We start from the raw sequence: 13,521 nt of genomic DNA on the forward strand, positions 1-13,521 counted from the left end.
TGTGAATGCGAATCTAAGCTCCACTACTATTACTCTACGCTAGCTGATTTATTGAAGTGCAAGCGCATGATCTAAAACAATATTAATTGTTTTAACGGTGCTAATCTTAGCTCTCTTAAGTGGAGCTGAAAATCAGTAGATTGGAAATAGCTTCACAGACACTACCAAGGTCGTATGGTATCGAAGCACTATGCGATTAATCTTTGGTGACTCGGTAGCAAGTTAGATCATAGATAGTCGATAGGGTATGGGTTTTCTGATGTTCTTTAAGTGTATGCTTTTTTGTGGATTGGTGAGCTTTGCCGGTTCAGCTGTTGCAAGCTCTTCTGCAGCTATGTTAGAGCCATTGAACTTAGTACACAGTGGGTTTGGTTACGCCGCACTCGTCATGTTTGCATTCGCGTATTTATTCGTGATTTTTGAAGAGCAAATTCACTTGCGTAAATCAAAGCCGGTGTTGGTGGCCGCTAGTGTAATTTGGATCCTTATCGCTGTGGCTTATCTAGGCACGGGGCAAACAGCGGCAGTGGAAGAGGCCATCCGACATAACTTTTTGGAATATGCCGAGCTCTTTTTCTTTTTAGTCGTGGCGATGACCTATATCAACGCAATGTTGGAACGCGACGTGTTCGACGCTTTGCGTGATACGTTGACTGCCCGTGGATTCAGTTATCGAGCCATATTTTGGCTCACTGGCATTCTTGCCTTTTGCATTTCACCAATTGCCGACAACTTAACCACCGCATTGGTGATGTGTGCCGTTATTATGGCAGTTGGTAGTAACAATGCGCGCTTTATAAGCATCGGTTGCGTCAATATTGTTGTAGCAGCGAATGCGGGTGGCGCTTTTAGTCCATTCGGCGACATTACGACGCTAATGGTTTGGCAGAAGGGTATTCTATCCTTTGTTGAGTTTTTTCAATTATTCATTCCCTCGCTGGTCAATTTTATTATTCCCGCCACGATTATGTCTTTTGCTTTGCCGAATGGACGCCCAGTGAGTAATAGTGCTGGAACAACTCCTATTAAGCCAGGCGGACTGACCATCGTTGGGTTATTTTTATGCACCATAGTGACAGCCGTTTGTTTTCATAATTTTCTGCATTTGCCGCCGGTCTACGGCATGATGTTTGGCTTGGGTTATTTGAAGTTGTTTAGTTTCTATCTACGCGTAAGCTATGGTAATGGTCATCATGAATCAGATAGCTTGCCGGGCACTCACAACGATCCCGATTCTTTTGATATTTTTACCAAAGTAGCCCGCGCTGAATGGGATACCCTATTCTTCTTTTATGGCGTCATTCTCGCTGTGGGAGGGCTTGGTTTCATGGGGTATTTAGCACTTGCATCGGAAGCGATGTACGGAACCTTTGGACCTACAGGAGCAAATATTTTGGTTGGCGTGTTGTCGGCGGTCGTCGACAACATTCCGGTGATGTTTGCAGTGTTGACGATGTCACCGGATATGTCTCAGTCACAATGGCTATTGGTGACCTTAACTGCAGGTGTTGGCGGCAGTCTGCTGTCGATCGGATCTGCCGCAGGAGTGGCGTTGATGGGGCAGGCACGTGGCTACTACACGTTTTTCTCGCACTTACGCTGGGCCCCGGTCATTGCCCTAGGTTATGCAGCCAGCATCGCGGTTCATTTTTGGGTGAATGGCCATTAAGTCTAGGTAATATCGCTACTGCCATAATTCAGCCATAAATTAACGGCAACTTGCCATTTTTCCGTAATCTCCTGTGCATGTCAGCGTGGTTTCCTATAACGGTGAATTAACTTCATCGTAAACATTAAAGGAAAACCTATGACACACGTAAATTCAGGCTTTAAACGCACAGCAATTGCACTTTGCTTGGTATTAAGCAGCGCTCACTCAGCCGTTGCTGAAACAGCAAACGATGGTGCGAATGATGCTACAGACAATAATCCTTCAGTTATAGTCGGTGGTGCTACTGGGGCTGCCATGGGCGGACTTGCGGCTGGCCCTATCGGCGCAGTTGTTGGTGGTATTATTGGCTTAATGATTGGTAATGATGTTGAGCAGCAAGCGGAACTTTCAGATTCGCAAATGCAATTAGCCAAACAGACAGCCGCGTTGAATGCGCTGCAGGACGAACTAATTGCATGGCAACAGGACGCGATGTTACAGCCGGTCAATGAGGTCACTGTCGTTGAACCCTTATTGCCAGAACTAACTACTTCAATCCAGTTTAAAACAGGGCAAGCGAGCATTGAAGCGGTTTATCAAGAACAGTTAACCTTGTTGGCTGAGTTGATGACAGATGCCCCTGGCCTTGGTATGCAGATTATTGGCTACGCCGATCCACGGGGGAGTCAGGACGCTAATTTTACGCTCAGCCAAGCTCGAGCCAATTCTGTTAAACAACAACTCGTTGAACTGGGCGTCGATCCGGCAAACATCGTTACGCATGCGCGCGGCGAGCAACCCGCCGAGCAGAACAACTCTGTTGAGTCGTATTTCTTTGACCGTAAAGCGGTGATCATGTTGGCACCACAGGAAAAAATGTTAACCGCTCAACACTAAACTCTCGCGACTGATATTCCGAATGTTTGTATAGGCTACCTCGTTACGATTGCAGTGCATTTGAGGTAAGCCTATGCAGCATCTTTCGTTCTGTCCCCTCGGAATTGACTCCTATCCTATTGGCTCAGTGGCCTCAGTCTATCTTCCTCTCGCATGAGCGAGTTTCTGATATGCTTTCGGGGACTTATTTATTCTGGTTTTCTTCTGCGTTAAGTGGTTGAAATTTGCCATAATGGCAGCACATACCAAAGATATCTTTGTAGCAGCACCGGCTGATGCAATCTCTTGAATATTTTGAGAACACTATGTTAGCACTGGATATTAAAGGTCTAAAGAAGACCTACGCAGGTGGCGTCCAAGCATTGAAGGGCGTTGACTTAGCAGTCTCCCAAGGCGACTTTTTCGCGCTGCTAGGGCCAAACGGTGCGGGTAAATCGACCTCGATAGGGATCATTGCGTCGTTAGTCAATAAAACCGCAGGCGAAGTAACGGTTATGGGGCATTCTATTGATACCGATTTAACCGCTGCCAAGTCGTGTATTGGTTTAGTACCCCAAGAGTTTAATTTCAACCAATTCGAAACCTTGTGGCAAATCATGCTCAATCAAGCGGGTTACTATGGGGTGCCGCGTTCGATCGCGAGGGAGCGCGCAGAAATCTATTTAAAGCAGTTGGATCTTTGGGAAAAGCGCGATGCCCCAGCACGCGAGTTATCCGGTGGGATGAAGCGTCGCTTAATGATAGCAAGAGCTCTCATGCATCAGCCCCAGATTTTGATCCTTGATGAGCCTACCGCTGGTGTTGATATTGAAATTCGCCGGTCTATGTGGCGTTTTCTTACGGAAATCAATCAACAGGGCATTACGATTATTTTGACCACGCATTATCTTGAGGAAGCCGAGAGTTTGTGTCGCAATATCGCTATCATTGATAAGGGCCAGATTGTGGAAAACACCAGTATGAAGGCGCTTTTGGCGACCCTGAACGTGGAAACCTTTGTGTTAGATATTAGCCCCGTACAACAAGCCCCATCCTTACCCAATTATGAGTCGCGGTTGGTCGACGATCATACCTTGGAGGTCGACGTCCATAAGTCTGAAGGTCTGAACCCCGTGTTCTCGCAGCTCACCGAACAAGGTGTGCAAGTCATGAGTATGCGCAATAAAGCGAATCGCTTGGAAGAGTTGTTTGTACGCTTGGTCGAATCGGGGCGCAGTGAGCAACAGGAGAAGTCTGCGTGAATCATTTATATTTTGTTGCATTGCGCACTATTTGGATTAAAGAGTGCACTCGGTTCTTACGTATCTGGGTGCAGACTCTAGTACCTCCAGCGATCACTATGAGTCTCTACTTTGTGATCTTTGGGAATCTTATTGGCTCACGCATTGGTGCTATGGATGGTGTGAGTTATATGGAGTTTATTGTACCCGGCTTGATAATGATGGCAATTATCACCAACAGTTACTCCAATGTCTCTTCGTCATTTTTCAGTGCCAAATTTCAGCGCAATGTTGAGGAATTATTGGTTGCACCGGTGCCAACGTGGGTCATTATTTTTGGTTTCGTTGGTGGTGGTGTTGCGCGGGCGATGCTGATCGGTATTATCGTGACCATTGTAGCGTCGATTTTTGTTGATCTGCAATTGCTGCACCTAGGTGTTATTATTGCGACTCTGGTGCTTACCTCTACGTTGTTTGCAACTGCAGGGTTGATAAATGCAGTGTATGCCAAAACCTTTGACGATATCTCTGTGATTCCCACCTTCGTGTTAACGCCGCTGACTTATCTCGGCGGGGTATTTTATTCGTTATCACTGTTGCCAGAGTTTTGGCAAACGGTTAGCAAAGCGAATCCAATCGTTTACATGGTGAATGGGTTTCGCTATGGCTTTTTGGGTAAATCTGACGTTGACGTGACGGTATCACTGGCGTTGTTGATTGGCTTTAACGCGGTGTTGTTTACTATTGCCTACATGCTATTGCAACGCGGTGTGGGGATCCGTAGTTAATTTATGCAGTCACAAGCCCGTTCGGTCACCACCACTCAACTTGCTGTGCATGAAAAACTAGCGCACTACGTAGAGCGCTACCAGCAAACGCAACGGGTACATGCGGTAAGCGAGCATACGGCTGCAGCTTTTGAGCAATGTCTGGACTGGCTTAGGGACTGGTCTGGGCCAATCATATTTGATGCCTGCTGTGGCGTTGGTGAGAGCACTGCGCGCATCGCTGAGCGCTACCCAGACTGTAAAGTCATCGGTATCGATAAGTCAGCTGCGCGTCTGGCAAAGCACCAACATTACGCCAATACTCAACAAAACTATCAGGTTGTGCGCGCCGACGTAAGTGATTTTTGGTATTTAGCCAGACAACACGGACTCAAGTTAGCGAAACACTTTTTGCTCTATCCCAATCCCTACCCTAAGCCTTCACAACTGCAAAAGCGTTGGCATGCATCACCGAGCATGCCGGATATTATCGCATTAGGTACGGAGCTTGTCGTACGCAGTAATTGGTTGATTTTTTTACAGGAATTTCAGCAGGCCTTAAGCCTCTATGATATTGAGAGCGGAATTGAGCCAGTATCTTCTGGCGAACCGTTGACCCCATTTGAACGCAAGTATATGGCGAGTGGACAAGCCTGTTGGCAGCTGATTTCAACGCCTTAATTGTTCGCTTGCACACTTGCATTTGGACGGCTAAATAAAAATCCCTGGGCATAGCGGATGGACAGTTGATCCAGTAGCGGCAGCATCTTTTCATGCTCTATATGCTCTGCCACTACATTAACGTTATGGCGTTGCGCAAAATCACAGATATGCTCTACGAATTCTTGAACGCCAGAATTCTGATTGAACTGATTAATTAACTTACCACTGAGTTTAACGCCATGAATGGGAAGCGTTAACAAGCGTTGCACATTGACTGGTGTTTCGCCCAAATTATCAATAAAAACGCCGATCCCAAGCGCTGCGCATTGTTCCACAAACTCAGCTAACTCTGCTTCATAATGCAATGCTGCATGTGCGGTTATTTCAATACTGATGCGCTGTCGATTGGGATACTCGTTAAGTGCATTACGAATGAATGGGATCAATTGGGGGTTTTGCAGATCAGCAGTATCTAAATTGATGTTCCAGGGAATATTCACATGGCGAAAATATTGTGCGCACTGCAATAACATGGTTTCGGTTAACTGTGAGCACCAATTATTGCGCTCGACGATAAACAAAAACTCATTGGGCAGGAATGTATGTTCTTGTTCGTTAATCAGGCGCGCGAGACATTCGTAGCGCCACACGCTATTGGCGTGCCGATCCATAATAGGCTGGAAAAAAGGAACAATGCGGTCGAGGGAAAAACTCTCAGTGACCTCTTTAATTGGCATTAGATCAAATTATCCTCATACTCAGTAATAAAACTATAACAGATCATTTCAGACTTGGTACGTGTTTATGCGTGCTTTATCGCTTGGTAAAAGGCGCCAACTAGGGTAAAGTCCGCGATCACCGTTGACACGGCGTATTTTGGATCGAGGCAGTTGGGGGCAAGGCAGTGAGTAAAGCTGAAGTCAGTATGAGTCATCTATTACGGGTGTTTACTAAACCCGAGCAGATGAATTCTAAGCTTGCAGAAATTGAGCAGCATATTTCTGACAACTTGGCAGATTTCTTGTCACAGCATGTTGTTGCTAAGAAAACCTCACTGGAAGAAATTGAGCAAGATTTTGCCGATGCACGTCTGCCAGAAATCCCTGAATTCGTTTCAACCCACGCTGAATCATTGCTCGACAAATTAGTCGCTCATTCCGTCAATACCTACTCGCCGACATTTATCGGTCACATGACCTCGGCACTGCCTTATTTTCACTTGCCACTTGCCAAGCTGATGGTTGGTTTAAACCAAAATTTGGTGAAAATAGAAACCTCAAAAGCATTTACGCCGTTAGAAAGACAAGTGCTAGGTATGATGCACAATTTGGTTTATCAGTGTGACGATGCGTTTTATACCCAACACTTACACAGTGCGCGCCACTCCTTGGGAGCATTCTGTTCTGGTGGAACGGTCGCCAATATCACTGCGTTGTGGGTTGCGCGCAATCACTTGCTTAAGCCAGACGGTAACTTTAAAGGGGTCTCGCGAGATGGTTTATTGGCGGCTTATCGTCACTACGGTATCGACGGTGTCGGTGTATTAACCTCTAAGCGTGGGCATTATTCATTAGGCAAAGCCATGGATTTGCTTGGACTTGGGCGTAATGAAATGGTGACTGTTGATTGCTTATCGCAAACTTTGTCCCCCGAAAAAGCCCTCGCTTTAGGCAAACAATACCAAGCCCAAAATAAACGTTTACTCGCTATTGTTGGCGTTGCGGGAACTACCGAAACGGGCCATGTTGATCCTTTAGACGAGCTCGCCGATGTTGCTAAAGAATTAGGCTGTTGGTTCCATGTCGATGCTGCTTGGGGCGGAGCAACGCTGTTTTCTGAGCGTTATCGCAGCAAGCTTAAAGGTATAGAACGAGCTGACTCGATAACCTTTGACGCCCACAAGCAAATGTACGTGCCTATGGGAGCGGGGATGGCACTGTTTAAGGACCCTGAACACAGTAATGCCGTGCGCCATCACGCCCAGTATATTTTGCGCGAAGGCTCCAAGGATTTGGGCTCGACAACATTAGAAGGTTCTCGCAATGGTATGGCGATGTTGGTCTATGCGTCACTGCATATACTCGGACGACGTGGCTATGAGTTATTAATTAATCAAAGCATTGAGAAAGCACATGCTTTTGCAGAGATGATTACTAATTCGACTCATTTTGAGTTGGTTACTTCACCGACGCTAAGTCTATTGACCTATCGTGTGGTGCCTGATTTTGTGCAGCAATCTACTATTGCATTATCTGCTCGTGAAGGTGCTCTATTGCATGATTTACTGGATCAACTAACAGTGAGTATTCAGAAACGTCAACGTGAGGCCGGTAAGTCATTTGTTTCGCGGACGCGTTTAACCACTGAGCAGTATGCCGATCGTCCGGTTACGGTGTTTCGCGTGGTATTAGCCAATCCATTAACCTCGTTAACCGATTTGCAGAACATTTTGGCTGAGCAAATCGCTATTGCGAAAGACTGCCAACAGTGGCAACAAATCGCGGATTTGGTCGCCCCACAACAGCAGGTTGTTGGTTAGCGTTAAATCGCGCCTTTACATCCATCCATCCATCTGATTTGTTAGAGATTTAATTAAAAACCCTGATTTTTGTATGGACTTGACTAAAGCAAGGTAAGCGATTAATTTATAACCTAATCACTTAACCGATTAACTATGTCTGCGGCCAAAATCTATTACCGGATCAGTAAAGAACACAATGCTCTACTTGTATGGGTCAGTGGAGCTATTAGCTTTGCTAAGGCAATGGAATTTCTGCAAACCTTCCTCCAAGACCCTAATTTTGCGTATGGTATGGACAGTTTTTATGACCTATCCGCCTGCACAGATATTGATGGCGATCTTAAGCATGCTGCCGAAATTTCTGCTCTCGTCAGTGGCGAATCCATGCCCTTGTTGCCGGCAAAAACGGCGTTTTTATTGCCAGAGAACAATGAGAAAGTCAGTCGAGTAATTCACGGTATGATGCTAATGTTTTCAGCCTCACCGATTGAGCATGCATGTTTCAACCAAACCCAACGCGAACAGTCCTTTGATTATTTGAATTTTGATCAAGGCTTTAGAATGGATATTGATAAATTCAGTCAGCAAGTATTTGCAGAGCCTGAATTAATTCTAGCGGTGCCTGGGATTACGGCGCTCAATTAACCCGAACTTGAATATTATCGATAAGCCGTGTTTTACCTAAAAACGCGGCAGCTAAGATCACTAAATCTTTATCTTCATGCCCTGGGTGCAGCAAAGTGCTGGCGGCTCTAATTTCAATATAGTCAGGTTTAAATCCGGCTTCCGCGAGTTTGTTTTTGGCACTGGTGATCATGCTTGAATAATCAAACCGTCCGGCTTGAACTTGCTCCGCTAGGGTAGCAATTGTTTGATACAGCAATGGCGCTTTTTGACGCTCATCTTCGGTTAAATAACCATTGCGTGAACTCATTGCCAGTCCGTCTACTTCACGCTCGGTGGGAACACCGTAAATCTCTAAATTCATTGACAAGTCTGTTACCATGGCGCGAATGACCTGTAGTTGCTGGAAGTCTTTTTCACCGAAAAACGCTTTATTGGGTTGTACCATATTGAACAGCTTACAAACGATAGTAGCAACACCTCGGAAATGCCCTGGTCGACTCGCGCCGCAAACCATGTAAGACAAGCCGGGAACTTCAACAAACGTCTGCTGCTCAAGTCCTCGAGAGTATATGTCCGACGCTTTTGGGGTAAACACCACATCAACACCGAGTGCTTCAAGCGCCGCCAAATCGGCTTGCATCGTACGTGGGTATGCATCTAAGTCTTCGTCGGGACCAAACTGTAACGGATTAACAAAAATCGATACCACCACAATACTGGCTTCAGCTTTGGCGCGCTGTACCAGCTTTAGATGACCGTCATGCAAATTTCCCATGGTAGGCACAAATGCGATGACTTCGCCTTTTAATTGCCAGGTGCGGCGCAACTCTCTTAATGACGTAATGTTTTCAATCACTTGCATAATGAATTCAAGCTCTGATTTGGGTATTACTCGAAACTGTGTGCAGCGTCTGGAAACTGCCCACTTTTAACTTCTGCAACAAACTGTGCAACCGCTGAGGGTATGTCTGCACTCTCAGCGAGGTAATTCTTAGAAAACTTAGGCATATAGTTTGCGCTGACACCTAACATGTCATGCATGACCAGGATTTGCCCATCACAGTGAACCCCTGCGCCGATGCCAATCACAGGAATACTAACCGCTTGTGCAATGCGTTTCCCTAACTCCGTTGGAACGCATTCAATTACCAGCAGTTGAGCGCCGGCACTTTCCAGCGCTTGTGCTGACTGGATCAAAGCAAGCGCTTGCTTATCGTCGCGGCCTTGCACTTTGAAACCGCCAAAGACATGCACGGACTGTGGCGTAAGCCCAATATGCCCGCACACCGGCACCCCACGTTGGACCAAACCACGAATAGTCTCGCTTAGCCACTCGCCACCCTCTAATTTGACCATGCTCGCGCCACTGGCCATAAGTTTTCCGGCTTCCAGATATGCAGTTTCAGGCGTGGCATAGCTCATAAAGGGCATATCCGCGATGACGAGTGCATGTTTCGCTCCAGCGCGCACCGCACGGGTATGGTAGGCAATATCGGCAACCGTAACACCTAGCGTGTCATCACTACCATGCAATACCATACCTAACGAATCACCAATTAAAATCACCTCAACGCCAGCGTCATCGAAGAGTTTGGCAAAACTTGCATCGTAGGCTGTGAGCGCGGTGATTTTTTCCCCTTCATGCTTCATCTTTTGTAAGCTGGCGATGGTTTTCTTTTTCACGCGCTAATCTCCTTAACTTCAGGTTCACTTCTCATTCGGCGTAAGCCTTTGAGTGAACAGTCGGCAACCCAGGCGGCTAAGGGCCTGCCGTCAGGCATAACCATATCGGGGCCAATTTCAAACAACGGCACCAGAACAAACTCTCGCCCAGCCAACCCGTAGTGGGGTACGGTTAATCGTTTAGTTTGGATGATCTGTTGGTCAAATAACAGAATGTCCAAATCCATGGTTCTTGGGCCCCAGCGCTCTTGTTTGCGCTCGCGACCAAACAGTTGCTCTATGGATTGTAGTTGATCAAGCAAGGAATCGGCGCTGCAACTGCAACGAACATGCATAACGGCATTAACATAATCCGCTTGTTCTTGGGGTCCCATAGGAGCGCTGCGATAGAGTGACGATGCGCGCACAAGCTCTACATCATCGAGTTCGGTAATCTTATTTATTGCTTGCTGTACCTGCTCGCAGGGCAGACCAAATATTGGACTTGGAATGTTACTCCCAAGCCCAATAAAAACTTGTTCATACATCGCTTTTCGGTTTCCGCGGTTTACGGTTTTTAGGCGGACGACGGCGCGGCCCTTTACCGCCATTGTTAGCCATTTTACGGCGGCCGTCAGGATCTTTATTTTGGTATTCTGTCCACCACTGCGCCACTTCAAGCGCCTGACCACCTTCTATTTGTCCGCGAAGCAACATAAAATCATAAGCCGCTCTAAAGCGCGGATGGTTAAACAGTGTTTGCGCCCGGCGCCCAAAGCGTTTCGGTAAACGCCATTGGAGTTGCCATATTTCGCGCATTGCAGTGGTAAAGCGTTTCGGGATCATCAAACGTCGGGTCTGTGCGCTGAGTATATCATTCATGGCAATGTTAAATGCATCATGGGGTTGCAACCCAGATTCAGCCATCAATTGTTGATGACGCTCTTCCAATGGATACCAAAGAAATGCGGCGAGTAAAAACGCAGGCGTTACCCGCATCTCGTTGTTGATCCGATTATCGGTATTGATCAACATTTGTTCAATCAGTTGATACTCACGGCCAGCCGGGTTGTTTAACACATCCTCTAAACAAGGGAATAGTGGATAAAACAAGCGGTATTCAAGCAATAAGCGGAACGTTTCTAACGCCTGACCAGACAAGAACAACTTTAAGTATTCTTCAAACAAGCGAGCCGGTGGAATGTTGCTTAACAGTCCAGCTAGGGCGATGATCGGCGTACCGGTACGCGGTGTAATATGCATATCCAGTTTAGCGGCAAATCGCACAGCGCGAAGCATACGTACAGGGTCTTCACGATAGCGGGTTTCTGGGTCACCAATTAACTCAATCTCGCGCTGCTTAATGGCGCGCACACCCTCGGCAAAATCAGTGACGCTATAATCGGCAATGTTGTAGTACATGGCATTGATCGTGAAATCCCTGCGCTGGGCGTCCTCGTCAATGCTACCAAAGACATTGTCGCGCATCAGCTGCCCATGTTCCGACTGTTTACTGTGATCGGTGGAATCTTCGTCGCTGGTGTGATGCCCACGAAATGTCGCCACTTCGATAATTTCACGCCCAAAGACAATATGTGCCAAGCGAAAACGTCGGCCAATCAGGCGGCAATTTTTAAATAGACTTTGCACTTGTTCGGGTGTGGCGTCAGTGACAACGTCAAAGTCCTTGGGATGTTTACCAAGCATAATGTCACGAATACAACCACCGACGAGATACGCTTGAAAGCCAGATTTGTTAAGGCGGTATAGTACCTTTAGGGCATTATCACTGATTTCTGAGCGGGTAACAGGGTGTTCAGCGCGCGGGATGATCACCGGACGCAATTCCTCAGAAGGCAGACTTGTATCCGCTTTGGGTTGACCTGAGAGTGCATTTTTCACTCTACTAAAGACTTTACTGATGATACGCCTTGGCTCCTGAAACGCGATATGCCCAATTAAAGCCAGCTATGATATGCTGCTTAAGGCATTTCGACAATAATTTCGCGTTGCCTCGGCCATTTATTCCACGAAAGATGTTCGATGGCCCACGCCAAAGTTGCCGATACCGACGATAAATCTTCTTGCTTAGGTATCCTCGCCCCCAGCAACCGAATAACTTTATGTAGATTTTCGACCGCATGTGCTGCTTGTATTGGCGGTGCGTGATTTTGTTTACTGAGTTTAAAACCTGGTTTGGTGCAAAGCACGGGTAAGTGCAAATAGAGTGGTGCTGGTTTAGCAAAAGCTTGATAAAGCGCAAGCTGACTCGCCGTTGTCTCCAGTAAGTCCGCGCCACGCACAATGTGACTCACTTGTTGACGAATATCATCTGCTACAACAACCAAATTGTAAGCAAATAAACCATCTTTGCGCTTTACAATGAAATCATCAAGATTGTGCGGATCGGCAATCGCTATCTTTCCGAGCAAGAGATCATTAAATTCGACGCGAGTTTGGCCTTGATAGAAGCGCAAAGCGGCCCCTTCAACTGGATAGTCTCGTTTCCGACAATAACCGTCGTAGTGACCATGCGGATTGCGTTCACGTACTTTTGCGCGTGTGCAACGACAGGCGTAAATAGAGTCAGCCAGGGTGGTCAGGCAGCGCTGATAGTAAGCATGCTGCGTTGATTGATAGGTTACCGAATCATCCCAGACTAAGCCATGCGCTGATAGCGCCTGCAAGATTGCCTCATCGGCGCCAGGCACACAGCGAGGAGTATCGATATCTTCAATCCTAACCAACCATTTGCCGCCGTGCTGTCGAGCATGCAAATAGCTGCACACCGCGGTAAATAATGAACCTAAATGTAAATTGCCACTGGGAGAGGGAGCAAAGCGCCCTATGTAGGGTTGTTTGCTCATAAAAAGACAGAAAAAAAGCCACGCGAGCAGGCTCGAGTAGCTTTTTTAACACTCCAACTAACGGTTGCGCCCATTAGCCTTGTAATTGCTTTTCCTTGATTTCTGCCATTGTTTTGCAGTCAATACAAAGGTCTGCGGTCGGGCGTGCCTCTAATCGGCGAATACCAATTTCAATGCCGCATGAATCACAAAAACCAAAATCATCATCTTCAATACGCTTTAACGTTTTCTCGATTTTCTTGATCAATTTCCGCTCGCGGTCGCGCGTGCGCAGCTCTAAACTGAACTCTTCTTCTTGCGCTGCTCGATCCACTGGGTCAGGGAAGTTTGCTGCTTCGTCTTTCATGTGGGTAACAGTGCGATCGACTTCTTCTCGCAATTGGTCACGCCAAGCTTTGAGGATCAGACGGAAATGTTCCATCTGCTTCTCGTTCATGTACTCTTCGTCTTTGCCTTCTTGATATGCCTGTAGGCCGGCTAGCGCCAAAAGACCAAGAGGCTTATTTTCTTTAGTGGTTGGCATATGACACTTCTCCCAGAATCAAATCCATTACATCTACTTTCTTAACGTAAGAGTATGTCGTCGTTCTGACAATACTGCAAACACAGTCGCTATTTCCAACGCCGGAATAAAGATGTTGATTTA

At 46.7% G+C, this 13,521-nt stretch carries 14 protein-coding genes; 7 read left to right on the plus strand and 7 right to left on the minus strand.

Going from position 1 to position 13,521, the window contains the following annotated elements:
* Positions 1-274: 274 nt before the first annotated feature.
* The 5 genes from nhaD to trmB all read left to right on the plus strand — a co-directional run bounded on the left by nhaD (position 275) and on the right by trmB (position 5,216).
* Positions 275-1,669, plus strand: a complete 1,395-nt coding sequence (gene nhaD, locus CSH92_RS15820; RefSeq protein ID WP_100658733.1) for a sodium:proton antiporter NhaD — start codon at positions 275-277, stop codon at positions 1,667-1,669.
* 138 nt (positions 1,670-1,807) lie between these two features.
* Positions 1,808-2,548, plus strand: coding sequence for a sortase-associated OmpA-like protein PdsO (gene pdsO, locus CSH92_RS15825; RefSeq protein WP_100658626.1), 741 nt, complete (start codon positions 1,808-1,810; stop codon positions 2,546-2,548).
* 305 nt (positions 2,549-2,853) lie between these two features.
* Positions 2,854-3,789 (plus strand): ABC transporter ATP-binding protein, encoded by a 936-nt coding sequence (locus CSH92_RS15830; protein ID WP_100658734.1) that lies wholly within the window; start codon positions 2,854-2,856, stop codon positions 3,787-3,789.
* The gene (locus CSH92_RS15835; protein ID WP_100658627.1) at positions 3,786-4,556 is read left to right on the plus strand and encodes an ABC transporter permease; all 771 of its coding nucleotides are present in this window, start codon (positions 3,786-3,788) and stop codon (positions 4,554-4,556) included. Before CSH92_RS15830 ends, CSH92_RS15835 begins: the two co-directional genes overlap by 4 nt.
* A gap of 3 nt (positions 4,557-4,559) precedes the next feature.
* The gene (trmB, locus tag CSH92_RS15840; protein WP_100658628.1) at positions 4,560-5,216 is read left to right on the plus strand and encodes a tRNA (guanine(46)-N(7))-methyltransferase TrmB; all 657 of its coding nucleotides are present in this window, start codon (positions 4,560-4,562) and stop codon (positions 5,214-5,216) included.
* Here the strand turns inward: trmB and CSH92_RS15845 are convergent.
* Entirely contained in the window at positions 5,213-5,935 is a 723-nt protein-coding gene (locus tag CSH92_RS15845; RefSeq protein ID WP_100658629.1) for an EAL domain-containing protein, read from the minus strand. The two genes, trmB and CSH92_RS15845, sit on opposite strands and share 4 nt — an antisense overlap.
* A gap of 167 nt (positions 5,936-6,102) precedes the next feature.
* On the opposite strand from CSH92_RS15845, the gene panP reads away from it, so the two are divergent.
* A complete protein-coding gene (panP, locus tag CSH92_RS15850) occupies positions 6,103-7,737 on the plus strand; it encodes a pyridoxal-dependent aspartate 1-decarboxylase PanP (RefSeq protein WP_100658630.1) in 1,635 nt (544 codons plus the stop codon).
* A 135-nt stretch (positions 7,738-7,872) separates the two neighbouring features.
* A complete protein-coding gene (locus tag CSH92_RS15855) occupies positions 7,873-8,364 on the plus strand; it encodes a hypothetical protein (protein ID WP_100658631.1) in 492 nt (163 codons plus the stop codon).
* Here the strand turns inward: CSH92_RS15855 and panC are convergent.
* The 6 genes from panC to dksA all read right to left on the minus strand — a co-directional run bounded on the left by panC (position 8,357) and on the right by dksA (position 13,398).
* Positions 8,357-9,208 (minus strand): pantoate--beta-alanine ligase, encoded by an 852-nt coding sequence (gene panC / locus CSH92_RS15860; RefSeq protein ID WP_100658632.1) that lies wholly within the window; start codon positions 9,206-9,208, stop codon positions 8,357-8,359. The two genes, CSH92_RS15855 and panC, sit on opposite strands and share 8 nt — an antisense overlap.
* Before the next feature lie 26 nt (positions 9,209-9,234).
* On the minus strand, positions 9,235-10,029 hold the full coding sequence (panB, locus tag CSH92_RS15865) for a 3-methyl-2-oxobutanoate hydroxymethyltransferase (RefSeq protein ID WP_100658633.1): 795 nt from the start codon (positions 10,027-10,029) through the stop codon (positions 9,235-9,237).
* A complete protein-coding gene (gene folK, locus CSH92_RS15870; protein ID WP_100658634.1) occupies positions 10,026-10,556 on the minus strand; it encodes a 2-amino-4-hydroxy-6-hydroxymethyldihydropteridine diphosphokinase in 531 nt (176 codons plus the stop codon). The genes panB and folK overlap by 4 nt, the downstream gene beginning before the upstream one ends.
* Positions 10,549-11,838 (minus strand): polynucleotide adenylyltransferase PcnB, encoded by a 1,290-nt coding sequence (gene pcnB, locus CSH92_RS15875; RefSeq protein ID WP_100658735.1) that lies wholly within the window; start codon positions 11,836-11,838, stop codon positions 10,549-10,551. The genes folK and pcnB overlap by 8 nt, the downstream gene beginning before the upstream one ends.
* A 152-nt stretch (positions 11,839-11,990) precedes the next feature.
* Entirely contained in the window at positions 11,991-12,875 is an 885-nt protein-coding gene (gene gluQRS / locus CSH92_RS15880; RefSeq protein WP_100658635.1) for a tRNA glutamyl-Q(34) synthetase GluQRS, read from the minus strand.
* Between the two features lie 73 nt (positions 12,876-12,948).
* The gene (dksA, locus tag CSH92_RS15885) at positions 12,949-13,398 is read right to left on the minus strand and encodes an RNA polymerase-binding protein DksA (RefSeq protein WP_100658636.1); all 450 of its coding nucleotides are present in this window, start codon (positions 13,396-13,398) and stop codon (positions 12,949-12,951) included.
* Positions 13,399-13,521 lie beyond the last annotated feature (123 nt).

Origin of the sequence: Neoalteromonas flava (genome assembly GCF_002807685.1) — a bacterium.
In the GTDB taxonomy this organism is placed as follows: domain Bacteria; phylum Pseudomonadota; class Gammaproteobacteria; order Enterobacterales; family Alteromonadaceae; genus Alteromonas_E; species Alteromonas_E flava.